Here is a 23880-nt window from a genome sequence, read left to right as displayed (position 1 = left end):
ACCGTCGCCTCCACGTCGCGCCACCCTTGGTCAACCGCGTGGTAGCCGCACCTCTGCGACCGTACCGCCGCCGGTCCTCGGTCGTAGGGATACCCATCCATTCTGTTGTTCAACGATCCGGCGGACGAGATAGAGGCCCAGCCCCGCACCCGGGTAGCCGCGACGGTCGCCGGACTCGCCCTGCCAGAACCGGTCGAACGCCCGCTCCACGTGCTCGGGTCGGATGCCGATGCCCTGGTCGCTGACCCGGAACGCCACCAGTCGACCGTCGCCCGAGGCGGTGATCTCGATGGGAGAGTCCGGTGCCGAGTACTTACCGGCGTTGGTGGTCAACTCGGTCAGCACGGTGGCCAGGCTGGGCCGGTGACCGAGCGCCTTGGGCAGATCGCTCGGGAGGCGGAGCACCAGCCGGCGGCGCAGCTCCGCCGGCAGGTCCACGACGGCGGAGCGCAGCGCCTCGCCGAGGTCGAACGGGGTGGGAGGGTCGTCGCCCGGCCCCGCCTCGGCCGCCGAGCTGAGCAGACGGTCGACCAGCCGGGCCAGCTCGTTGGCGCGCTGCCCGATCACCCGGGCAGCCTGCCGTCGGTCGACCTCGGTCAGCGACTCCCAGTGGTCGGTGAGGGTGTCCGCGTACCCCTTGATGACGGTGACCGGGGTGCGCAGCTCGTGGCTGGTCACGGCGACGAACAGCTCGCGGTCGTGGTCACGGCGCTGCTGGTCGGTGATGTCCCGGAAGGTGACCACCCGCAACATGCCCGGACCGGGCAGGTCACCGGAGGTGAGCCGCAGCCAGCGGCCGTCCGGCATCCGGTGGTCCCGAACCTGCCCGGAGGGCGGCAGCGGAAACGGCAGCGGGCGGCTCAGCGCCTGCTCGACCGTCCGGCCGGTGACCTGGGCCGCGGCCGGGTTCCAGAGCCGGACGTGCCCGTCCCGGTCGACGACGGCCAGCCCGTCGGCGAGGGCCGCCACCACCGGACCGTCGCCGTGCACCGGCAGGCCACTCTGGTCGCCGTACATGTGCGCGACGCAGGACGCGAGGTAGGCGACCACGCCCTGCTGCTCGGCGTCGGGCTCGTCATCGCCCGGATAGAGGGCGTGCAGGCTGCCGACGGTGTGACCGCCGATCTCGGCCCGGGAGACCACCATCTGGCGCAGGCCGCTGCCGGCCAGTTCGCCGGCGAGGTTGCCGTTGAGGTCGCTCACCCGCGCCTGGCGTACCCGAGGCCCGGAGAGCAGGCAGACGGTGTCCGGGTCGTCGACCGCCAACGGCCGACCGATGGCCCACTCCGCCGCGCCGGTCGCGGCGATGACGCGACCACCGGTCGGACCGAACTCGACGAACGCCATCCCGGTCGCGCCGAGCGCCGGCTGGGCCACCCGGAGCAGCTGGGCGAGGACCGGCAGGCCGGCGTCCCCAGAGTTGATCATCTCGATCACGACTGTGTGGCCGGCGAGGAGAGCGGGGAAATCGATACGCTCCGGCATGTGCCGAGTCTGCCCCGCCGAGCCGGTTTTGGGCACCCCCGCCCGGGCGATGGGGTCAGCGGTCCAGCCGGGCGAGGGCGTACGCCGGCCGGTCGGTGATGATTCCGTCCACCCCGGCGGCCAGCACCAGTTCCAGGTCGGTCGGCTCGTTGACCGTCCAGACGTACACCTGGTTGCCGGCCGCGCGCAGTGCGGGCAGCAGTTGCGGGCGGGCCCGGACCAGGCCGATGCCCGGCCCGGCGATCCGGGTGCCGAACGGCAGCCGCCCCAACCGCAGCCAGCGCGGCAGCACCTCCAGCAACAGCACGGTGGGCAGCGTCGGGGCCAGCTCGCGCATTCGACGGACCGCCAGTGGCGAGAACGACATGACGGTGACCTGCACCGGGTCGTCCGGTGCGGGGTCGGCCAGCCCGTACCGGCGCAGCAGGGTGACCAGTCGCCGTTCCACGTTCGAGCCGTAGCGGGACGGGTGCTTCGTCTCGACCAGCAGCCGGACCGGCCGGCCGGCGGCGAGCACCGCGTCCAGGAGCCGGGCCAGGGTCAGCAGCCGGGTGTGCGACTCGTCCGGCGGCAGGTCGCCGTTCGGCGCGCCGCCCGGGTGCCACGAACCGAAGTCCAGGGCGTCCAGCTCGGCGAGCGTACGCGCGCTGACCAGACCGCGACCGTTGCTGGTGCGGTCGAGTCGTCGGTCGTGCACGCAGACCAGGTGCCCGTCCCGGGTCAGCCGGACGTCGCACTCCAGGCCGTCGGCACCCTCGTCCAGGGCGCGCAGGTACGCGGCGAGGGTGTGCTCGGGTAGGTCGAACGAGGCGCCGCGGTGCGCGAAGACCAGTGGCCCGCCCATTGCGCCGGCCTCAGATGACCTGGCCGGGCTGCCCGTTAGCGTCGACCACCGGTCGGCCGACGGCAGCCCACTGGCGCATCCCGCCGTCGGCGTTGCGCACCTGCTCCCAACCGTTGTTGATCAGGTAGGCGACGACCTGGGCGGAACGCCCGCCGGAACGGCAGACGACAGCCACCTCCCGGTCGGCGGGCACCTCGGCCAGTCGGGCCGGCAACTCCATCATCGGCAGGTGGTGGGCGGTGGGCGCGTGGCCGGCCGCCCACTCGTCGTCCTCCCGCACATCCAGCAGGTAGGTCTCGTCGGCGATCTCGGTCACGGGCACGGTGGGAACCTGGGGTCCGAACACAGGAAGCAACACTAGATCCTCGTGGCCCGGTTCAACACCGACCGGGCCGTCGGTACCGTCACAACCGGGTCACCCAGCGCGGGTTGGCCTGCGCCCAGGCCGGCACCCGCGTGCCGCGAACCGCCTCGAAGAGCCCGTTGCCCCCGTTGTCCAGCACCACGTACGAAACCTCGTCGATGGTCTGCGGCGAGGAGGGCACCTGAACGCCACGCATGCCGTCGGGCGGCAGCCCGCGCAGCGCGAGGAGCAGGTCCTCCAGGGGTACGCCGTTGGTGTCGACGGTCAACGAGCCGCCGACGGCCCGGAGCACCTGGTCGAATTTGACGGGGTTGTTCCGTAGGTCCGCCTTGCCGGCGCTGTCCAGCATCGCCCGGAGCAACTGTTGCTGGTGGTGTTGCCTGTCGTAGTCCCCGCCGGGCAGGTCGTAGCGCTGCCGGACGTAGTCCAGCGCCTGCGCCCCGTCCATCTGCTGGCAGCCGGTGGGGAAGAGACGGTTGGTGTGGATCGAGCGGACCTCGGTGTCCACGCACATCTCCACCCCGCCGAGCAGGTCGATGACCTTCCGGAAGCCGGAGAAGTCGATCAGCGCGGCGCCGTCGAACCGGATTCCGGTGAGACGGTTCAGGGTGGCCGAGAGCAGTTGGGCACCGGCCTGGCCGCCGCCGCCGTGCTCGTACGCCGCATTGATTTTGTCCTGGCCGCCGCCGAAGCCGTTCGCGGGCGGGATGGCGACCAGCAGGTCACGCGGGATGGAGACCAAATACGCCTCCCGCTGCCCGGCGGGGACGTGCACGATGAGGATGGTGTCCGAGCGTTGGTCCGGGCCGCTGTCGCCGGGGCGCCGGTCGGAGCCGACCAGGAGGTAGTTGAGCGGCCCGTCCAGGTCGGTGCGGTCGGTGCGGGCGTCGGGGTCGAGCAGTTGCTCCTTGGTCACCGTGCGGTCGTACCGGTGGGTGAGCATCTTGAGCCCGGCCGCGGCGAGCCCGGCCAGCAGGACGAGGACCAGGCCGACGCCGAGCAGGATCCGCGACCCCCGGGCGCGAGGTGGCCGGGCGGGCGGGGTCGCTCCGGCCCGGCCCGCTGCGTTCCGTCCCCACCTGGACGTGACCGCCTCCCCGCAGCCGATACGTGAAACCTGCTCACGTCAGGCTACGGGCGGTGAAGTGGGCGTCGCTGGCTTTCCGCGACTACCGGGCGCTACTTGCGGCTGGAGATCACCTCGGGGTGGGTGAAGACGAACTCGGCGAGTTTGTCCTGCTTGACCGCCCGGAACATCGCCATCGTCTCTTCGCTCAAGCCCTCGGTGTTGTTGTTGTTGGCGTGGAAGGTGCCGTTGTTGGTCTTGAGCATGGTCAGCTCGTTGCCGGTGACCCCGCGCATGGTGAAGATGAAGTCCTCGATCGGCACGCCGCCGGTGTCCAGCACGAACGCCTTGCCCGCTGCCTTGATCAGGTTGTTCATCTTGGCCGGGTTGGACAACATCCCACCCTCGGTGGCCTTCTTCGCCATCGCCTTGATCAGCTGCTGCTGGTTGGCCTGCCGGTCGTAGTCGCCGTTCTTGAGGGTCTTGCGCTGCCGGGAGTAGTCGAGCGCGGCCCAACCCTCCATCTCCTGGCAGCCCTTCTTGTGCACCACCGGGGTCCGCTCCTTGCCGGTCTTCTTGGCGTCCGCGTTCCACATCGGCTTGCCGTCGACGTACGACATGTGCAGCGACTTGACCTCCTGGCTGACACAGATCCGCACCGTGCCCAGGGTGTCGATGACGTTCTTGAAGCCACCGAAGTTGATGATCGCCGCGCCGTCGAAGCTGATCCCGGTGAGTCGCTTGATCGTCTGGGCCATCAGCTGGGCGCCACCCTCCCAGCCGCCGCCGTTGGCGGCGCCGGCCTGGAACGCGGCATTGATCTTGCCGGAGCCGCCGCCGTAGCCGCTCTTCTTGAACGCCGGGATCTGCGCCTCGGTGTCCCGGGGGATCGAGATCAGGTACGCCTGGTCGTGCGTGGCCGGGATGTGCAGGACGATGATGCTGTCCGAGCGGACGTCGTCGGCGGCCCAGCGCTCCCGCGCGTCGACGCCGAGCAGCAGCATGTCGATCGGGCCGTCCAGGCTCGCCCCGCCCTCGGCGTCGGACTTGCCGGCCTCACCCAGCAGGTTGCCCTTCGCGATGCCGCCGGTCGCCTGCCCGATCAGCGCCTTGCTGCCGACGATGGCCACCCCGCTGCTCAGCATCAGCACGGCACCGAACACCACGGTCAGTCTGGCCCAGAGCGGGTCCTTGCGCTTGGTCCGCTTCTTCGACCCACCGCCACCCGGGCGGTCGCCACCGCCACCACCGCCGCTGCCCGGCGGGCGCGAGCCCGGCCCGCCGCCCGAGGGGCGTGCCTGCACGGGTATGGCCGCGGCGACTCGACCGCTGGGGGCGGCGGACCCGGGGGAAGAAGGGCGACGACTGGCCTGAACCGGCATGCGTGCTCCAGCTCGTGATCAGGAGGGGGCGGCACCACTGTACGTACATCAAATCGACTTGGCGAGTTCATCCCGGGTCAATCCGGACGTCGAATTTCGCAGACTCAGTCGATCGTCGCCGCTCGATGACCCGAACGGCTGGTGCCCGTCGGGCCGCGGTCAGCCACCGTCGTTGCTCTTCGGCGGGTTGGCCTTGACCCAGTCGGCCATCGTGTCCGCCGACATGGCCTGGTACATCGCGAGCGCCTTCTCCCGGTTCGACACCACCACCGACTCGCCGTTGATCGTCTCGCTGCCCGAGTTCGGGCTGGTCACAAAGGTGAGGTTCTGGCCGCGCAGGTTACGGAACTGCAGCGCCATGTCTGTAACCGAGAAAGACTGGTCGACGGTTACGGCCGCGGTCACCGATTTGAGGAAGTCGTTCAACTTCTTCGGGTTCGCCAGCGTGCCGGTGCTGGCCGCCTTGTCCATCAGTGCCCGAAGGAACTCCTGCTGGTGCCGCATCCGGGCGAAGTCCCCGTCCGGGAACTGCTTGCGCTGCCGAATCCAGTCCAGCGCCTCCGCGCCGTCCATGTGGTTGGTGCCCTTGGTGAACGTCCGGTACGGCTTGTGGATCGAGGTGATGGTCCGCTCCACCTTCAGGTCCACCCCGCCGAGGGCGTCGGTGACCTCCTTGAAACCGCCGAAGTCGATCGCCATCACGTGGTCGATCCGCACGTCGGTGAAGCACTCCACGGTGCGTACCGCAAGCGGCAGCCCACCGAACGCGAACGCTGCGTTGATCTTCGCGCGCGAACCGGAGCCGCAGTCCGCGCCGGCGCTCTCCGGGATCGGCACGTACAGGTCCCGGGGGATGGAGACCAGGTACGCCTCCTGATGGTCGGCCGGGATGTGCATGACGATGATCGTGTCGGCACGCCACTGACTCTTGCTGTCGACCGGCGCGTCCGGGTCCCGCGAGTCGCTGCCGACCAGCAGGATGTTCAGCGCGCCATCGACGGTCTTCGCGGGCCGGCCACCGGTGATCTCCGCGAACGGGTCGGTGCGGGCCAGGTCGCTGTTGAGGTTGCGGGCGTACAGCCAGGCACCGACGCTGGCGAGCAGGGCCAGCACCAGCACCGCGGCCCCGGCCACCAGGGCGATCCGACCCCAGCGCGGTCGCGGGCCACGCCGCCCCGGCCCACCGGCGTCACCCGGGCCGCCAGGCCCGGCGGGCCCCGCCGGGCCGCCGGAGCGGGGCTGCTCCTCGTCGTACGACGGGTAGAAGCGGGCCTCGGTCGGACGGGCACGCCCGGAGGCGCCCCGGTCGGGGCCGGGCACCGAGGCGCGGCCGGCGCTGCGGTGCAGGTACGGATGCGGGACGCCGGCAGACGAGGTCGCGGACATGTAACTCAGGGTACGTAGCGAGAGCCACCGCCGCCTTCAGGCGACACTCAGCGGCGGACGTACGCGAAGATCCGGTTACCCTAGCCGCGCCCGGAAGTACTCGATCGTGCGTCGCAGGCCGTCTTCGGGCGCGACCGACGGCTCGTATCCGAGCAGCTCACGAGCGAGCGTGAGATCGGGCCGACGCATCTCCGGGTCATCCGAGCTGCGGGTGACATAGGTCACCTTCGAGGTGCTGTCGGAGAGCGACACGATCAACTCGGCGAGTTGCCGCATGGTCAGCTCGTGCTCGGTGCCGCAGTTGACCGGCCCCGTCTCGGTCGAGTCGAGCAGCAGCAGGATGCCGCGCACCAGATCCTCGACGAAGCAGATGGACCGGGTCTGGTTGCCCGTGCCGTGCACGGTGATCGGCTCACCGCGCAGCGCCTGCGAGATGAAGGTGGGGATGGCGCGGCCGTCGTCCGGGCGCATCCGCGGGCCGTACGTGTTGAAGATCCGGACGATCGCCGCGTCGAGCCCGCGGTAGCGGTGGTACGCCATCGTCGCGGCCTCGGAGAAGCGCTTGGCCTCGTCGTAGACGCTGCGGACGCCGATCGGGTTGACGTTGCCCCAGTAGGTCTCCCGCTGCGGGTGCTCCTTCGGGTCCCCGTACGCCTCGGAGGTGGAGGCCATCAGGAACCGGGCGCCGTCGGCGACCGCGCGCTCCAGCAGGTGCAGGGTGCCCACCGAGCCGACCCGGAGGATCTCCACCGGCAGCTGGGCGAAGTCGGTGGGGCTGGCCGGAGAGGCCATGTGCAGGATCGCGTCGAACCGCTCGGCCAACGCCGGGTGGTGGGTCGGCAGGCCGTCGGAGATGTCCGCCTCGACGAGGGTGAAGGTCGGCCGATCCAGCAGGTGGGCGACGTTCTCCTTGGAGCCGGTCACGAAGTTGTCCAGCGCCACCACCGTGCAACCTCGGGCGATCAGGGCGTCCACCAGGTGCGACGGGACGAAGCCAGCTCCGCCGGTGACGAGGACGCGGTGACCGGAACCAAAGCGCTCAGCAACCTTCATACCGCTCAGCCTACCGACAGCCGAATTCGCGGAAGGGGTCCCCTGTTGACGTCGCGCGTCGACAGGGGACCCCCCTTTCAGAGGTGGCGCGGTCAGTGGGCGCCGGCGCCGGTGAGGGCGCGCACCTCCAGCTCCGCGTACTTGTCCTCGTCGTGCTCCTTGGAGACGACGGTGCCGATCCACCCGCAGAGGAAACCGAACGGGATGGAGAGGATGCCCGGGTTGGACAGCGGGAACCACTGCCAGTCGTGGTCCGGGAACATCGAGGTCGCCGCACCGGAGACCACCGGCGAGAAGAACACCAGCAGTACGGCCGAGAGCAGCCCGCCGTAGATCGCCCACACCGCGCCGGACGTGTTGAACCGCCGCCAGAAGAGGCTGTAGAGGATCGCCGGCAGGTTGCCCGAGGCGGCGACCGCGAAGGCCAGCGCCACCAGGAACGCCACGTTGAGGTTCTGCGCGAAGATCGACAGTGCGATCGACACCGCGCCGATCGCCAGGGCGGAGATCCGGGCGACCCGTACCTCCTGCCGCTCCGACGCCTCACCCTTCTTCAGCACGTTCGCGTAGAAGTCGTGCGCCAGGCTGGACGACGAGGCCAGTGTCAACCCGGCGACCACCGCGAGGATGGTGGCGAAGGCGACCGCCGCGATGATCGCCAGCAGGGCTGCCCCGCCGAGTTCGCCGCCGAAGAAGTCGAGGCCGAGCGCCTCGGCCAGCTGCGGCGCGGCGGTGTTGCCGGCCTTGTCCTGTGCCGTGATCGCCTGACTGCCGACCAGCGCTGCCGCACCGAAGCCGAGGGCCAGGGTGAGCAGGTAGAACGTGCCGATGATGCCGATCGCCCAGAGCACGCTCTTACGGGCCGCCTTCGCGGTCGGTACCGTGTAGAAGCGGATCAGGATGTGCGGCAGACCGGCGGTGCCGAGCACCAGGGCGATGCCCAGGGACAGCAGATCCACCTTGTTGTAGAAGGTCTGTGTCGAGTTGCTGGCGACCTCGACGCCGTACCGCAACCCGGGTTCGAGGAAAGCGTTGCCCTTGCCGGAGGCCGCGGCCGCCTGGCCCAGCAGCTCCGACAGGTTGAAGTTGAACTTCGCCAACACCAGGATGGTCATCAACAGCGCGCCGCCCATGAGCAGGAACGCCTTGACGATCTGCACGTAGGTGGTGCCCTTCATGCCACCCACGGTCACGTAGATGATCATCAGTGCGCCGACCATGATGATGGTGGCCACCTTCGCGGTGGACGCGTCCATGCCGAGGAAGGTCGTCCCCGGCCGGATGCCGAGCAGCAACGCGACAAGCGCGCCGGCGCCCACCATCTGCGCGAGCAGGTAGAAGATCGACACCGTGATGGTGGAGACCGCCGCCGCCGTCCGCACCGGACGCTGACGCATCCGGAACGCCAGCACGTCCGCCATCGTGTACCGGCCCGAGTTGCGCAGCAGCTCCGCGACCAGCAGCAGGGCCACCAGCCAGGCGACCAGGAAGCCGATCGAGTAGAGGAAGCCGTCGTAGCCGTACAGCGCGATGATGCCGGCGATACCGAGGAACGAAGCGGCCGACATGTAGTCGCCGCCGATCGCCATACCGTTCTGGAAGCCGGAGAAGGACCGGCCGCCCGCGTAGAAGTCGGTAGCCGTCTTGGTCTGCCGGCTGGCCCAGATGGTGATGGCCAGGGTCACCGCCACGAAGACCAGGAAGAGCGTGATGGTCAGGTTGCGGGCGGTGTGATTGCCCGCCTCAGCCGCGAGGAACGTCTCAACCGCGTGAACCGTCTTCACGGGTCACCTCCCCGATCTCGGCGCGGATCCGGTCCGCGATGGGGTCGATCTTCCGGTCCGCGTACCGGGAGTAGAGCCAGGCGATCAGGAACGTGGAGACGAACTGGAGCAGGCCGAAGACCAGCGCGACGTTGATGTTGCTGCCGAACAGCTTCGTGCCCATGAAGTCCCGGGCGTACGCGGAGAGAATGACGTAGAGCGCATACCACAGGAAGAAAGCGACGGTCATCGGGAAGACGAAGCCGCGCAGCGCACGCCGCAGCCCGGCGAACTCGTCCGACCGTTGTACGGCCAGGTACTTGTCCGACTGGGAAGCGGCCGGAGCGGGTGTGTCCGTGGACATCTGTGGATCACCACCTTCACAGGCGTCAGAGGAGTTTCGCGCACCGTAAAGAGCGCACTCCCCGGCAGGGAAGGCTGAGATCGACGCCGGTCGGCGAGTGCGCCGAGCGGTTGGCTGGCTGCGCCAAGTGACTCAGGTCACTGCGGTGATCGGTCGCCCAGGGCGAGGCGTCCGTTCAGGCCGGCAGCTCGTGATAGCGACCGCGGTAGTGCAGCAGCGGAGCGGCCCGCTCGGCCAGGTCGACCGCCTCGATCGTGGCCTCGACCAGCAGGCCCCAGCCGTACTCCCGGGCGGTGTCCAGCCGGCAACCGGCCCAGCCGCCGGCGTCCGCCGGGACCGGCCCGTACGGCGTCTCGGTCCAGGCGCCGGTGGCGAAGAGCCCGCCCGGGGCGGGGAAGAGGCCGGCGAACCGGTCGGCGAGTTGCCGGTGTGGCGGGCCGAGCGGCGTGACCGCGAACCGACCCGACTCCTCGACGGCAGCCCAGAGGTCGGACTCCGGGTCGATGAGCCCGAGCAGCCGGTCCGGTTCCCCCTCGGCCACCAGGGTGGACGACACGGTCAGCCCGGCCGGGCCGGGCGTCGTCCAGAGGGTCACCGGTGCGGCGAGGCGACCACGCAGTCGGCGTACCGGCGACCGCTGCCCGGTCGGCACCGCGAACGGGTCGGTGTGGTGGATCTCGGCACCCGGCTCATGATTCACGTGAAACATTGTGACCCGCCCCGCCCGTCGCCCGAACCCGACCGGCGAAGGAGCGAATCAGGGCGGCGACCTCGTCCGGTCGCGTGTCGAGCACGAAGTGCCCGCCGTCGAGCAGGTGCACCTCCGCCCCCGGCACGTCGGAGCGGTACGCCTCGGGTTCGGTGACCTCGAACGAGGTGTCGTACCGACCCCAGACCACCAGCAGCGGCGGCTGGGTGCGTCGGAGCCAGTCCTGCCAGGTCGGGTACGAGGCGACGTTGGTCCGGTAGTCGTACTGGAGATCCAGTTGACGCTCGATCTCCCCGGGGCGACTGAGGAAGGCGTGCTCGTCGACCCACAGGTCGGGGTCGTACCGCTCCGGGTCCGGATCGTTGCCGACGTGCCGGGTCCGGATCGCCGCCAGCGAGAGGACGTTCTCCCGGACCGCCGCCTCGTGTGCGGCCCGGTCCTGCCAGAAGGCCCGGCGGGTGCCCCAGAGCGGGCCCAGCCCGGTGTCGTGGGCCACCGCGTTCTGCACGATGAGGCCGCGCAGGCGACCCGGATCGGCGAGGACCATCCGGAACCCCACCGGCCCGCCGTAGTCCTGTACGTAGAGCAGGTAGTGCTCCACGCCGACGGCTGCGACGAAACCCGCCATCGTCTCGGTGATCTGGTCGAAGGTGTACGGGCTCCGCGGATCCGGCGGGTCGCTGTGCCCGAAGCCGGGGTAGTCCGGCGCGATCAGCCGGAACTGGTTGGCGAGCCGGTCGAACAGCGGCTCGAACATGCGCGACGAGGACGGGAAGCCGTGCAGGAGCAGCAGCACGGGCGCGTCCGGTGCCCCCGCCTCCCGGTAGAAGACCGAGAGCCCGTCGACGACGATGCTGCGGTAGCGCGTGTGCGACCCCATGCCGACTGCCCCCTCGTCCCGACTGCTCGCACCATAACGAGGGACGGGCGCAGCGGACCGGCGTTCGGCCGGATGGGGACGGCCCGCGCTCAGCGGCGGGGGGTGACCGTGGCCAGCAGCTCCGGTTGGCGGCGGTCCAGCACGTCGCCGGCCAGGTACGCGCCCAGCAGTGCCGCCCCCAGCCCGTACGCGACGCCGACCGGCAGGGCCAGCCAGAGCCACGCGTCACCGAGCAGGGCGGCGGCCACCACCATCGGCACCGCGGCGACCGCCGAGGCGAGCATGGCCAGCAGGGTGAGCAGCCCCTTCGCCAGGCCCGCACCGCTGTTCATGGCGAACGGGTTGCTCGTCTCCGGCAGCGAGTACGCCCCCAGCACCGAGACCAGGCTGTTGACCGCCAGCCCAGCGCCGTAGGTGGCGGCCAGGCTGCCGGCCGTGAGCCCGATCCAACCCGGTTGACCGAGCAGCACCGACAGCACCACCGCGACGACCGCCAGCATCGGCAGCACGTACAGCGAGAAGGCCGTCATCCGGGCCCGCAGCTCGACCCGGCCGGGCACCCCGGCCACCACGTTCGCCGCGTACGCGCTGCCGTCGAAGCCGAACTGGTTGGCCAGCGTGACGGCGGCGAGCACGCCCACGAAGACCATCGAGATGGTGACCACGACCGGTGAGCTGTCGCTGGCGGCCGCCGTCAACCCCTCGTCCTCCATGGCCGCGAAGTCCCCGCCGGTCACGTTGATCATCACTGGCACGAAGATGCCGACCACCGCGATCGTGATCAGGTTGGCCCGGCGGCGGGCGTCCCGCCACCAGTAGCGGGCCTCCCGGGCGACCAGGGCACCGAACCGGTCCCGGCGGGCCCAGCCGGCGACCCGGGGAAACAGTTGGGCGACCGCCCCGCCGTCAACTCCGCGTCGTACCGGGGCCTTGCCGGCACTCGCCGCACCCACCATCGCCGACTCGAGCGACCGGGACCACCAGGCCAGCAGGGCAGCGAGCGCCACCACCGTGATCAGCAGCTTGACCGGTGCCGCCCACACCCGCCCCTGGGCCACGTCGATGCCGGCGGTCCAGGGAGCGCCCAGCGGCGTCCAACCGATCACGGTCGCCACACCGGTCAACCGGGCCCAGTCCGCCTCCCGCAGCGCGGCGAGGCCGAAGACCTGCAACGGGCCGAGCAGGGCGGCCGTCACCGCCAGCAGCACGGCCGCCAGGTCGCGGACCCGTCGGGACCGCAACATGGTGGCGAAGGCGCTGGTCACCGCCCGGCTGGCGGCCACACAGAGCAGCAGCCCGGCGAGCACACCCACGACGGCGACCAACCCCGCCGACCAACCCCCCAACGACCAGGCGGTCAGCACCAACCCGAACGACGCGATGAGCACCGCCAGCGCCGGCACGCTGATCAGGGCCGCCACGAACAGGCCGGTCACCAAGGTGCGCCGGGGCAGCGGCAGCAGCGCGAACCGGGCCGGGTCCAGTGTCTCGTCCACACCGAAGAAGACCAGTGGCAGAAGCAGCCAACCGAGCACCAGCAGCCCGCCACCCGCCGCGGCGACCAGCACCGCGTACCGGCCGTTGTCGGTCAGGCCCGGCGCGGCGAACAGGAAGAAACCGCTGGCGGCGAACCAGAGCCCGAGCAACGCGCCGCCGACGAACAGGGCGATCCGCCAGCCCTGGCCCCGAAAGTTGTTGCCCATCACCCGCAGCTTGAGCCGCACGAAGTGGCGAGCGGAAACCGACCGTACGGGCGCGGCGGGGGTGGCGTCCGCGCTCACTGGGAGAGCCACGACAACTCCTCGCCGGTCGCGGTGCGCCCGCCGACCACCTCGACGAAGACCTGCTCCAAAGAGCGACCGCCACGGACCTCGTCGATGGTGCCGACCCGCTTGATGGTGCCGCCGGCCAGGATCGCCACGTGCGAGCAGAGCCGCTCGACGACCTCCATCACGTGACTGGAGAACACCACAGTGCCGCCGCCGGCCGCGTACCGGGTGAGGATGTCCCGGATCAGCGCGGCGGAGACCGGGTCGACCGCCTCGAACGGCTCGTCCAACACCAGCACCCGGGGACCGTGCAGCAGTGCGCAGGCCAGACCGATCTTCTTCTTCATGCCCGCCGAGTAGTCCACCACCAGCGTCCGACCGGCGTCACCGAGCGCCAGCACGTCCAGCAGCTCGGCAGCCCGCTGGTCGACCACCGCCGGGTCCATCCCCCGCAACAACCCGTTGTACGCCAGCAGCTCCGCCCCGGTCAGCCGGTCGAACAGCCGAACCCCGTCGGGCATCACGCCGAGCAGCCGCTTGGCGGTGACCGGGTCCTGCCAGACGTCGTGCCCGAGCACCCAGGCCGAGCCGGCGTCCGGTCGCAACAGCCCGACCGCCATCGACAGCGTGGTGGTCTTGCCGGCGCCGTTCGGGCCGAGCAGGCCATAGAAGGAACCGGCGGGGACGTCCAGGTCGACGCCGGCCACCGCGATCGTGCCGTCGAACCGCTTGGCCAGGCCACGCAGTGCGAGCGCGGGGTGCTCAACAGTCATGGAGCAGACGCTATCCGCCGCCCGCCAGTTCCGCCGTCCGGCGACGGGCGGACCCGCGATCATCCCCCGAGAAAGAGAACCACGCCGATCTTGCAGTTTCTGTTGTCGACCTGGGCGGATATGCGCCTTCTGTCGCGACAGAAAGTGCAAGATCGCGGGCCAGGCCAGCTTGATTACTGCATGCGGAGGGCTTCCGGGGTGTGCAGGCGGAGCATGGTGGCGGCGACGTCGGCCGGGGCTCGGCGGCGGGTCGCCATCGACACCGCGACCATCACGGTGAAGGCCAGCGGCACCGTCCAGGCGGCCGGCTGCGCGATGAGCGTGGCCGGCCAGCCGGACAGCGGTGGGCCGAGCACGGTGACCAGCACCGCGCCGATCGCCGCGCCACCGCCGGCCACCACGCCGGCGGTGGCGCCCACGTCGGTGAGCCCACGCCACCAGATGCCGAGCACCAGCAGCGGGCAGAAGCTCGACGCGGCGACCGCGAAGGCCAGCCCGACGACCTGCGACACGTCCAGTCCGGAGACGTGCAGTGCCAGCACCGCCGGCACACCACCGGCGATGACGGTGGCCAGTCGGAACCCGCGTACCGAGCCCCGACCGAGCACGTCCGTCGAGATCACTCCGGCGACGCTGGTCAGCAGGCCGGACGAGGTGGAGAGGAACGCCGCGAAGGCGCCCGCGGCGACCAACGCGGCGAGTAGCCGCCCGGCCAGGCCGTCACCCAGGGCCGCTTCGGGTAGCAGCACCACCACCGCGTCGGTCTGGCCGCTGAGCAGCAACTGCGGGGTGTAGATCCGGCCGAGGACCCCGTACAGGGTGGGCAGCAGGTAGAACGCGCCGACCAACGCGAGCACGACCAGGGTGGTCCGGCGGGCCGCCGCACCGTCCGGATTGGTGTAGAAGCGCACCAGCACGTGCGGCAGGCCCATGGTGCCCAGGAAGGTGGCCAGGATCAGCGAGTACGTGGCGAACAGGCCCCGGTCGTCGTCACCGGCGGCGCTGGGCAGCAACCAGTCGTTGGCGTCGGTGGCCACCCCGGACACGTCCGGCACCGGATCACCGGCAGCGAAGGTCAGCTCGTCGCCGGGGCGTACCTCTCGGATGTCACCGTCGGGCAGGGTGAGGGTCGCGCGGTGCTCGACCACGACGGTGGTCGCGGCCCGGAACGTCGGCCCGTCGGGCGGGGTCACCGCCGGGCGGCCGTCGGCCTGCCACTGCAGGGCCAGGAAGATCACCGGTACGGCGAGAGCGGTCAGCTTGAGCCAGTACTGGAACGCCTGCACGAAGGTGATCGCGCGCATCCCGCCCAGCGCCACGTTCGCGGTGACCACGGCGGCCACCAGCAGGGCGCCGAGAGGGTACGGGGAGCCGGCCACCGTGGCCAGGGTCAGCCCGGCGCCCTGGAGCTGCGGCACCAGATACAGCCAACCGATGAAGATCACGAAGGCGGTGGCCAGGATGCGGAGTCGACGCGACCCCAACCGCAGCTCGCAGAAGTCGGGCAGGGTGAACGCCCCGGAGCGGCGCAGCGGCGCGGCCACGAAGAGCAGCAGGGCGAGGTAGCCGGCGGCGAACCCGACCGGGTACCAGAGCACGTCCACGCCGTACTTGAGGACCAGCCCCGCGATGCCGAGGAAGCTCGCCGCCGACAGGTACTCCCCGCCGATGGCGGCGGCGTTCCACGTCGGACTGATCGCCCGGGACGCAACCAGGAAGTCGGACGTGGTCCGGGCCAACCGCAGCCCGTAGAAGCCGATCCCGACGGTGACCAGGGTGACCGCGACGATGGCCGGGACCACGAAGTCGTTGCCCACCTCAGTGCTCCGGCCGTTGCACCAGGTCGGTGAAGTCCTGCTCGTTGCGCTCGGCCAGCCGCACGTACGCCCAGCCCACGGCGATCAGGAACGGGAAGGAGGCCACCCCGAGCAGCAGCCACGGCAGGTTGACGCCGGCGACGGTGGTCCGGCCGAGCGAGGGCGCGATCGCGAACAGCCAGGGCAGCCCGCCCAACCCGATGGCCACCACCAGGGACAGCCGCAGCGCCAGCGCCAGTTGGGCCCGGACCAGGCCGCGGACCAGCGCCTCGCCGACCTGGGTCTGCTGGGCCAGCTCGGCGCGGGTCCGCTCGGCGCGGGTGTCCTGCCGGGTGATCTCGGCCAGCACGATCCGGGACCGCCGGGGCGGCGGAACCGCACCGCCCGACCCCACGTCAGGGAGTTGCTCGGCCACCCCGGCAGTCTCGCCCGCCGTACGCGATTGTCAAGCAGAGCCACCCATCGGCGTCGTGCACATCGGTGGGTGGCGTTGTGCATAACCTGTGGAGAACCGGTCACGCCTGTGGATAACTCCGGGACCATGCCGGCTGGCGTGTGGGAACTCCCGAGGCTCGTTGTGGACAACCGACCGAGCTGTCAGGGTGGTCCGGTAGAGAGGAGGTGTGACGGTGACCAACCCTGCCCGGCCCGGCTGGGGCGACGCCTGGACGGTAGATGACCTCCAGAGCCTTCCCGAGGACGACCAGGTCTACGAGATCTTCGACGGGAGCCTGCTCGTGTCCCCCCACGCGGATGTCTTCCACGGCGCGGTCGCCAACCGCCTCCGCCGGATCCTCGACCGGCAGGCGCCCGCCGGTGTGCTCGTCGGTCAGGACATCGGGGTGAGCGCACAGCGCTCGTCGTACTTCGTGCCCAATCTCTTCGTCGCCAGTGAGAGCGCACTGGACAGCGGCGGTGCCGCGCTCGATCCGGCCGACGTGCTTCTCGTCGTCGAGGTGATCTCGCCGAGCAACGCCGGCCGTGACCTGGTGCTCAAACGTCACGAGTACGCGGCCGTCGGCATCCCGCTCTACTGGCTGGTGGAGCCCCGCAAGCAGACCCTGACCGTGCTGGTCAACGGCGCGGGCGGTTACCGCGAGCAGACCGTTCTGCCGGTCGGCGAGGTCTATCGCACGGAGCGGCCGTTCCCCCTCAGCCTGCCGCTGGCCGACATCTTCTGATCCGTCGCGCGGATCACGGGCCGCCCGCGGTTACTCCAGGCCGATGCGCTCCGGCCGGGCCGAGGCGGAGCCGAGCCAGGTGTGCGGGTTGCCGTACCAGCACCAGCCCAACTTGGGTGCGCCCTGGCTGATCCAGAGCGCCGGCACCCGCTTGTCGCCGCAGCGGGAGCCGACCAGCGAGAAGCACCTGTTGCTCGCCAACGCGGCCGGGTGCAGCGTGACGAAGGCGAGGCCCTCGTCGATGCTCAGCGGCAACCGGCCCTGAGCGGTCATCCCCTCCAGGGCGGTGGCCGGCGCCAGGTTGCGGAACTCCTCGCCCCGGTCGACGTCGAAGAGCAGGTACGCCGGCCCGGCCGGCACCTCCAACTCCTTGATCGGGTCGAAGCGGGGCAGGTCGTCCTCGGCGTAGTTCCGGTCGACGACGCCGGGCTTGCGCTTGCCGGCCAGGGTGGTGAGCTCTACCCGTTCCGGCACCCCGATCAGGTCCCGGGTGGTGACCAGCAGGAACGGCACCCGGGCGTCGGTGGGGGCGGGCAGCCCGGCGGCGCCCTCGACCGCCCTGGCCCGCAGTGGCGCGACCAGGTCGCGGAAGGCGCTCTCGGTCAGCCCGGCGAGAGTCGGATAGCCGAGCTGCACCAGTCGGTCGAGTTGGCTGTCGAACTCGGATTCGGCGTCGAACGGGGTCTCGGTCACGGCAGGCCTCCCGGAAGTCGTACGGACTAGCGTACAACGTACGGTAGGACTGTTCCCATTCCCGGCTCAGCGACTCCAATCCTGCTTCGCGGCCCTGACCAGCTTGTCCTTCAGCTCCCGGGTGTGCCGCCGGCTCACCGGCAACTCGGTGGAGTCGATCACCACCACGTAGCCGGAGTTGACCAGCCGCAACTCCGCGATCAACTTCAACTGCACCAGATACGACCGGTGCACCCGGACGAACCCGGCATCGGCCCAGCGCTCGGCGAGCGTGGCCAGCGAGACGCGCACCAGATGCGAACCCTCCGCGGTGTGCAACCGGGCGTAGTCGCCCTGCGCCTCCACCCAGCGCACCGCCGAACGGGGCAGCATCCGGGTGGTGCCGGCCAACTCGATGGGAATCGTCGGGTCCTCCTCCGCGCGGGCCAGCGCCGCCGGGTGCGACGGCACCACCCGCGAGCCGATCACCCGGCGCAGTGACTCGGCCAACCGGTCGGCGCGAACCGGTTTCCGCACGTAGTCGGTGGCGCCCAGGTCGAAGGCGTCCACCGCGCCGTCGTCGTACGCGGTGACGAACACGATCGCCGGTGGCCGGGCGAAGCGGCGCAGCACCCGGGCCAGCTCCATGCCGTCCAGGCCGGGCATCCGGATGTCCAGGAAGACCACGTCCACGTCGCCGTCGCGCAGCAGCCGCAGCGCCTCGGTGGCATCCCCGGCCGTGTGCAGCCGGGCCACCCGGGGGTCGGCCCGCAGGTGGTACGCCAGCTCGTCGAGCGCGGGCGGCTCGTCGTCCACCGCGAGGACGCGCAGGAAACCGGCCGCGTTCACCGCGCCCGTCCCGGTCCGCTCGCTCACGACCCTGCCCGTACGCCGGGGTGGAACTTCGGCACCCGCATGCTCACCTTCGTGCCCGAGCCCAACCCGGTCTCCACGACCAGGCCGAACCGGTCCCCGAAGACCGACCGCAGCCGCTCGTCGACGTTGGAGAGGCCGACGTGCTGGCCCGTGTCGTCACCCGGGTCGCCGGTGCCGCGGGCCAGCTCGGCGATGCCGGCGGTCAGCGTGGTCGGGTCCATTCCCACTCCGTCGTCCTCCACCGTGATGTGGCATTCGGCGCCCGCGTCCCGGGCCTCGATGCTCACCATGCCCGTGCCCGGCTTGCGGGACAACCCGTGGCGAACCGCGTTCTCCACCAACGGCTGGAGGCAGAGGAACGGCAGCGTCACCGGCAGCACCTCCGGGGCGATCTGCAACCGCACCTGCAACCGGTCGCCGAACCGGGCCCGCTCGATGGTCAGGTAACGGTCGATCGACCGCAGCTCCTCGGCCAGGGTGGTGAACTCGCCGTGCGCCCGGAACGAGTACCTGGTGAACTCGGCGAACTCCAGGATCAACTCCCGGGCCCGCTCCGGATCGGTGCGCACGAACGACCCGATCGCGGTCAGCGCGTTGTAGATGAAGTGCGGGCTGATCTGCGCCCGCAACGCACGGATCTCCGCGCGGGCCAGCCGCTCCCGCGACGAGTCCAGCTCGGCCAGGGCGAGCTGGTTGCCGGCCCAGTGCGCCGTCTCCAGGGTGGCCTGCACCAACCCCGGAGGCGGTGGGCTGTCGGCGACCGCCACCAGCGCGCCCACCACCCGGCCGTCCGCCCCCAGCAGCGGCGCGACCACCGCACCGCGGATCGGGCAGTCGACCCGGTCGCAGTGCAGATCCTGCTCACCCAGCACCGTCGAGCGGCCGGAACCCACCGTCCGCTGGGCCGCCGCGAGCAGTTGCTCTCCGTGGTGCGTGCCGCGCCCGTCGAGGGCCAGCAGCCGGTCGGCGTCGGTGAGCGCCAGCCCGGCCGCGCCCACCAGAGCCCGCAGATGGCGTACGGCCTTCGCCGCGCCCGCCTCGCTCAGCCCAGTGCGCAGCGGCTCGGCGGCCAGGCCGGCGGTGTGCAGCACCTCGTAGGTGGCCCGCTGGGTGGCGGTGGCGATGCCACGGCGGGCCCGCAGTCGCAGCACCGCCAACAGGGCGGCGGTCAGCGCGGTGACGAGTGAGACGACGCCGACCACGGCGGAGAGGTTGGCAGCCACGCAGCGATCCTCGCCCCTGCGAGCCGGCGCGCCAACCCTCTAGTACGCACCCTTGCGGGCGAGCACCACCCCGACGGTGCGCCACAGGATGCTCAGGTCGTACGCGAGGGACCAGTTGTCGACGTAGTAGAGGTCCAGTCGGACCGACTCGTCCCAGGACAGGTCGGAGCGGCCGGAGACCTGCCACAGGCCGGTCATGCCGGGACGGACCAGCAGGCGGCGGCGGACGTCACCCAGGAAGTCACCGTCGTCGGCCGGCAGCGGGCGGGGCCCGACCAGCGACATCTCGCCCCAGAGCACGTTGATCAGCTGCGGCAGCTCGTCCAGCGAGGTGGCCCGGAGGAAACGACCGACCGGGAAGACCCGGGGGTCCTCCTTCATCTTGAACAGCATGCCGTCGGTCTCGTTCCGGTCGACCAGACTGGCCAGCCGGTCCTCGGCGTTGACGTACATGGTCCGGAACTTCCACACCCGGAACGTGCGCCCCTCGTGCCCCACCCGGGGCTGGCGGAAGAAGACCGGCCCGGGGTCGGAGATCCGGATCGCCACGGCGATGGCCAGGAAGAGCGGGATCAGCAGCAGCAGGCCGAGGCCGGCGGCGACCCGGTCCATCAGGTTCTTGGCCAGCAGCGCCGGCCCGGAGAGGGTCGGCTCCTCGACGTGCAGCAGCGGCAGACCCTCGATCGGCCGGATGTGCACCCGGGGCCCGGCGATGTCGGTCAGCTGCGGGGCGACCACCAGGTCGACGCCGGAGCCCTCCAACTGCCAGGCCAGCCGGCGCAGTTCGCCCGGCTCCGCGCTGGCCGACCCGCAGACGGCGATGGTGTCCCCACCGACCTCACGGACCAGGGCCAGGACGTCGCGTCCGGCGTACACCGGAACCGGGGTCGGCATGCCTCGGGCCGCCGCGTACCCGTCGGTGATGTGGATGGCGACGGGCATCAGCCCGGCGGCCGGGCTGCGGGTGACCGCCGCGTAAACCTCCAGGCACTCGGGCAGGGTGCCGACCAGCACCATCCGGTGCGCGGCCTGACCGGCCCGCCGACGGATGTAGTGCAGCGCCCAGCGGGCCACGAAACGGCCCCACAGGATCAACAGCAGGGCACCGAGCAGCGCCGTGCCGACCGTCCAGCGGGACAACTCGGTCTTGGTGGCGAAGGCGAGGAACGAGACACTCGCGGCGACCGTCACCCCGGCCCGGATCACCCGCTTGAACTCGTCCGGGCCGAGCCCCAGGTAGCGGCGGTCGTACGCCCGGTTGCTCCAGAGGATGATCACCCAGCCGAGCGGGAGCAGCAGGTAGGAGATGGTGTGGAACCAGGTCGGGTCCTGCTTGGTGCCGGAGAACCCGGAGGCGGCCTGGTCGAAGAGCTGGATCGCGATCCAGCTGGCGAACGCCGCCGCGCCGAAGTCGAGCAGCAGCAGGATCGCAATGTAGGGGCGGTGCCAACGGGAGACGCGGCGTCGTGCCCTGGTCCATGCCGACCGAGGAACGCCGTTGTGTGACGGCGGCGTCGGCGGCTGGATCTCGAAGCTGTCGACGTGCCGCACGAGTCTGCTCCGGCCTTCGTTGGTTACCGGGCGCTGGAGGCTTGCCGTCACCTCACCCATGTCCTCCCGCATGACACGGGCCGCTCACTCGGCGTGAGGGCCCGGGTCGCCCACCGTCCCAGTCTCCCACGCGGGCTCCGACCGGTCGCCGCCCCGAAGGAGATTGGCAGCCGATGGTGCCGGCGGGATCTGGCCGGCTCCGCACCATTTCAGAAGCCGGGGACCGGGCCACTATACCGATGGATGCGCGCCTGGCGAGAACGGCGGACCGGAGCTTTCACTCAGTGAGGGCGATTCCGCTCCGTAGTCACGGAGTGGAATTACTCACCGTACGAGACGGGACAACCGACGGTCAGCGAGCGGCTTGCCGCCGGTCTGGCACGTCGGGCAGTACTGGAGGCTGGAGTCAGCGAACGACACCTCGCGCACGGTGTCCCCGCACACCGGGCAGGGCAGCCCGGTGCGGGCGTGCACCTTCAGCCCGGAGCGCTTCTCGCCCTTGAGCTCCGCGGCCCGCTGACCGAGGGACCGCTCGACCGCGTCGCCGAGAACCTGTCGGGTGGCGTGATGCAGGGTGGCGATCTGGGCGTCGGTGAGCCGATCGGTGATCGCGAACGGGGACAGCTTCGCGGCGTGCAGGATCTCGTCGGAGTACGCGTTGCCCACCCCGGACAGCACCGACTGGTCGGTCAGCACCCCCTTGACCTGCCCGCGCCGGCTCCGTAGCCGCTCGGCGAAGGTGGGCAGATCCGCGGCGAGCGCGTCCGGGCCCAGCTTGGCCACCCCGGGGACCTCCGCGAGGTCGGTGACGAGATAGGCGGCCAGCTTCTTCTGGGTGCCCGCCTCGGTGAGGTCGAAGCCGGAACCGTCGTCCAGGCGTACCCGCACCGCGATCGGGCCCTTGCCCGGCCGCAGCGGGGTGGTGGCGGGAAACGCCTCCCGGTAGTGCAGCCAGCCCGCACGCGCCAAATGCACCACCAGGTGCAGGCCGCCCTCAAAGAGGACATCGAGGAACTTGCCGTGCCGACTGGCGTCGACCACCGCCCGACCGGCGACCTCGGTCGGTGCCGGCTGGTACGTCTTCAGGGCGCTGATCGCGGCGATCTCCAGCCGATCGACGCGCCGGCCCACCGCGCGCTGACGCAGGTAACCCGCGAGCGCCTCAACCTCCGGTAGTTCGGGCACGACACAACGGTAGCCTTCTTTCCCGTGAGAATCGTGGTGGCACACAACCGGTACCGGGAAGCCCAGCCCTCCGGTGAGAACACGATCGTCGACTCGGAGATCGCTCAGCTCACCGCCGCTGGCGTCGAGGTGCTGCCCTTCATCCGCAGTTCGGACGAGATCCCGTCGATGTCGAAGGCGGCGAAGGCGCTGCTGCCGATCTCGCCGATCTGGGCTCCGCGCGCCCAGCACGACCTGAGCCGGCTGCTCACCGAGCACCGACCGGACGTTCTGCACCTGCACAACCCGTACCCGCTGATCTCGCCCTGGGTGGTGCGGACCGCGCACCGGCACGGCGTGCCGGTGGTGCAGACGGTGCACAACTACCGGCAGGTCTGCTCGTCGGGGATCTACTTCCGCGACGGCGTGATCTGTCAGGACTGCAAGGGCCGGGCGCTGGGGGTGCCGGCGATCAAGCACCGCTGCTACCGCGACTCGGCGGCGCAGAGCGCGCTGATGGCGACCACCCTGGCCGTGCACCGGGGCACCTGGCGCTCGGTGGATCGCTACATCGCGCTCACCTCGGCGATCGCCGATCACCTCCGCGACTACGGTATTCCGGACGAACGCATCGTGGTGAAGCCGAACTCCGTACCTGACCCGGGTCGGCCGGCACCGCTCGGTGACGGGTTCCTGTACATGGCCCGACTCTCCCCGGAGAAGGGCGTCGACCTGCTGCTGGACGCCTGGCGTCGGCACCCGGTGGGTGCGCTCGGCACGCTGCGGGTGGCCGGCGACGGCGAGCTGCGCCACCTTGTGGAGGCAGCCGCCGCCGAGCGGCCCGACGTGGTCTACCTCGGTCAGCTCGACCGGGCCGGCGTGCAGGCAGCGGTCGAGGCGAGCGCGGTGGTGATCGCCGCCGCGATGTGGCACGACGTGCTGCCCACCGTGATCATCGAGGCGTTGTCGAACGGCCGACCGGTGCTCGGTACGGCGTTGGGCGGCATTCCGTACCTGGTCGGGGCCGACGCCCCACACGAGCCCGCCGGCACCGGGCCCGCCGAGACCGCCTCCGCGGTCGCCGGGGGCGGCGGCGGGTCACCCATGCCGGCGGGGATCGGCCTGGGCGAGGCCGGTTGGGTGGTAGCCCCGGAGCCGGCCGCGCTCGCGGCCGCGCTGCCGGTCGCCCGCGCCGGTGCGTCCGGGCTGACCCTGGCCGCCCGCGCCCGCTACGAGCGGACCTTCCACCCCGACGTGGTCACCAAGCGGCTCATCGACATCTACGCGGGCCTGGCCCGGACCCCCAACCACGTCTGAACCCCGTCCTGCGCGGCCCAGTCCTGCGCGGCCCCGTCCTGCGCGGCCCCGTCCTGCGCGGCCCCGCCCTGCTCTGCCCGCCGGCTCCAGGCGGCATGATCACGCTCGATCCAGGAAGTAGTCCCATCCGGCTGCTCCGAGGCCACCCCGTGCTCAGCTGGTCGTAGCAATCGATCTTGTCGTTCGTTGTCCTCTTGGCGGGGCGAATCGCTGAGAGGTCGGTGGCACGTGGCGGGTCGTA

At 71.0% G+C, this 23880-nt stretch carries 21 protein-coding genes and 1 pseudogene; 2 read left to right on the top strand and 20 right to left on the bottom strand.

The genetic code is table 11. The features are described from left to right. Positions 1-30: 30 nt before the first annotated feature. The 15 genes and pseudogenes from ACFYL6_RS26120 to ACFYL6_RS26050 form a co-directional block, all read right to left on the bottom strand. Positions 31-1485 carry an ATP-binding protein gene (locus ACFYL6_RS26120; RefSeq protein ID WP_387175118.1) on the bottom strand — a complete coding sequence of 485 codons (1455 nt, stop codon included), beginning with the start codon at positions 1483-1485 and terminating at the stop codon, positions 31-33. A gap of 55 nt (positions 1486-1540) precedes the next feature. Beyond that, the gene (locus tag ACFYL6_RS26115) at positions 1541-2329 is read right to left on the bottom strand and encodes a glycerophosphodiester phosphodiesterase (RefSeq protein WP_387175116.1); all 789 of its coding nucleotides are present in this window, start codon (positions 2327-2329) and stop codon (positions 1541-1543) included. 10 nt (positions 2330-2339) lie between these two features. After that, on the bottom strand, positions 2340-2675 hold the full coding sequence (locus ACFYL6_RS26110) for a rhodanese-like domain-containing protein (RefSeq protein ID WP_387175115.1): 336 nt from the start codon (positions 2673-2675) through the stop codon (positions 2340-2342). A 58-nt stretch (positions 2676-2733) separates the two neighbouring features. Then, entirely contained in the window at positions 2734-3636 is a 903-nt protein-coding gene (locus ACFYL6_RS26105; RefSeq protein ID WP_387175113.1) for an LCP family protein, read from the bottom strand. Between the two features lie 236 nt (positions 3637-3872). After that, positions 3873-5141 carry an LCP family protein gene (locus ACFYL6_RS26100; protein ID WP_387175111.1) on the bottom strand — a complete coding sequence of 423 codons (1269 nt, stop codon included), beginning with the start codon at positions 5139-5141 and terminating at the stop codon, positions 3873-3875. A 159-nt stretch (positions 5142-5300) separates the two neighbouring features. Continuing rightward, positions 5301-6527: an LCP family protein gene (locus ACFYL6_RS26095; protein ID WP_387175109.1), complete on the bottom strand. Its 1227-nt coding sequence runs from the start codon at positions 6525-6527 to the stop codon at positions 5301-5303. Positions 6528-6602: 75 nt separating this feature from the next. After that, positions 6603-7580: an NAD-dependent epimerase/dehydratase family protein gene (locus ACFYL6_RS26090; RefSeq protein WP_238657854.1), complete on the bottom strand. Its 978-nt coding sequence runs from the start codon at positions 7578-7580 to the stop codon at positions 6603-6605. Between the two features lie 92 nt (positions 7581-7672). After that, on the bottom strand, positions 7673-9364 hold the full coding sequence (locus ACFYL6_RS26085) for a cation acetate symporter (RefSeq protein WP_387175107.1): 1692 nt from the start codon (positions 9362-9364) through the stop codon (positions 7673-7675). Next, complete coding sequence (locus tag ACFYL6_RS26080) at positions 9342-9707, bottom strand: DUF485 domain-containing protein (protein ID WP_088950720.1); 366 nt, start codon at positions 9705-9707, stop codon at positions 9342-9344. The genes ACFYL6_RS26085 and ACFYL6_RS26080 overlap by 23 nt, the downstream gene beginning before the upstream one ends. Positions 9708-9882: 175 nt before the next feature. Beyond that, positions 9883-10434: pseudogene (locus tag ACFYL6_RS26075) on the bottom strand (flavin reductase family protein); the annotation flags it as partial. Next, a complete protein-coding gene (locus ACFYL6_RS26070) occupies positions 10397-11296 on the bottom strand; it encodes an alpha/beta fold hydrolase (protein WP_387175105.1) in 900 nt (299 codons plus the stop codon). The pseudogene ACFYL6_RS26075 and the gene ACFYL6_RS26070, both read right to left, overlap by 38 nt. Before the next feature lie 89 nt (positions 11297-11385). Beyond that, positions 11386-13089, bottom strand: coding sequence for an ABC transporter permease (locus ACFYL6_RS26065; protein WP_387175103.1), 1704 nt, complete (start codon positions 13087-13089; stop codon positions 11386-11388). Next, on the bottom strand, positions 13074-13838 hold the full coding sequence (locus ACFYL6_RS26060) for an ABC transporter ATP-binding protein (RefSeq protein ID WP_091396824.1): 765 nt from the start codon (positions 13836-13838) through the stop codon (positions 13074-13076). Before ACFYL6_RS26060 ends, ACFYL6_RS26065 begins: the two co-directional genes overlap by 16 nt. A gap of 173 nt (positions 13839-14011) precedes the next feature. Next, the gene (locus ACFYL6_RS26055) at positions 14012-15655 is read right to left on the bottom strand and encodes a cation acetate symporter (RefSeq protein ID WP_091396835.1); all 1644 of its coding nucleotides are present in this window, start codon (positions 15653-15655) and stop codon (positions 14012-14014) included. Between the two features lies 1 nt (position 15656). Continuing rightward, on the bottom strand, positions 15657-16070 hold the full coding sequence (locus ACFYL6_RS26050; RefSeq protein ID WP_387175101.1) for a hypothetical protein: 414 nt from the start codon (positions 16068-16070) through the stop codon (positions 15657-15659). 214 nt (positions 16071-16284) lie between these two features. Here ACFYL6_RS26050 and ACFYL6_RS26045 point away from each other — a divergent pair, with 214 nt between their 5' ends. Continuing rightward, the gene (locus tag ACFYL6_RS26045; protein WP_387175099.1) at positions 16285-16836 is read left to right on the top strand and encodes a Uma2 family endonuclease; all 552 of its coding nucleotides are present in this window, start codon (positions 16285-16287) and stop codon (positions 16834-16836) included. A 30-nt stretch (positions 16837-16866) separates the two neighbouring features. On the opposite strand, the gene ACFYL6_RS26040 is transcribed toward ACFYL6_RS26045, so the two are convergent. The 5 genes from ACFYL6_RS26040 to ACFYL6_RS26020 form a co-directional block, all read right to left on the bottom strand. Then, a complete protein-coding gene (locus ACFYL6_RS26040) occupies positions 16867-17529 on the bottom strand; it encodes a DUF5701 family protein (RefSeq protein ID WP_387175098.1) in 663 nt (220 codons plus the stop codon). Between the two features lie 66 nt (positions 17530-17595). Then, a complete protein-coding gene (locus tag ACFYL6_RS26035) occupies positions 17596-18357 on the bottom strand; it encodes a LytTR family DNA-binding domain-containing protein (protein ID WP_238657880.1) in 762 nt (253 codons plus the stop codon). 23 nt (positions 18358-18380) lie between these two features. After that, positions 18381-19607, bottom strand: a complete 1227-nt coding sequence (locus tag ACFYL6_RS26030) for a sensor histidine kinase (RefSeq protein ID WP_387175096.1) — start codon at positions 19605-19607, stop codon at positions 18381-18383. Positions 19608-19646: 39 nt separating this feature from the next. Continuing rightward, positions 19647-21218 carry a sugar transferase gene (locus tag ACFYL6_RS26025; protein ID WP_387175356.1) on the bottom strand — a complete coding sequence of 524 codons (1572 nt, stop codon included), beginning with the start codon at positions 21216-21218 and terminating at the stop codon, positions 19647-19649. A gap of 264 nt (positions 21219-21482) precedes the next feature. Further along, complete coding sequence (locus ACFYL6_RS26020; RefSeq protein ID WP_387175094.1) at positions 21483-22343, bottom strand: Fpg/Nei family DNA glycosylase; 861 nt, start codon at positions 22341-22343, stop codon at positions 21483-21485. Between the two features lie 24 nt (positions 22344-22367). On the opposite strand from ACFYL6_RS26020, the gene ACFYL6_RS26015 reads away from it, so the two are divergent. Continuing rightward, the gene (locus ACFYL6_RS26015) at positions 22368-23639 is read left to right on the top strand and encodes a glycosyltransferase (RefSeq protein WP_387175092.1); all 1272 of its coding nucleotides are present in this window, start codon (positions 22368-22370) and stop codon (positions 23637-23639) included. Positions 23640-23880: the final 241 nt, after the last annotated feature.

The sequence above is a fragment of the Micromonospora sp. NPDC007208 genome, assembly GCF_042869175.1.
Taxonomy (GTDB): Bacteria; Actinomycetota; Actinomycetes; order Mycobacteriales; family Micromonosporaceae; genus Micromonospora; species Micromonospora foliorum.
The sequence above is the reverse complement of the archived record's forward strand: the minus strand, read 5'-3'. Positions and strand labels throughout refer to the sequence as shown.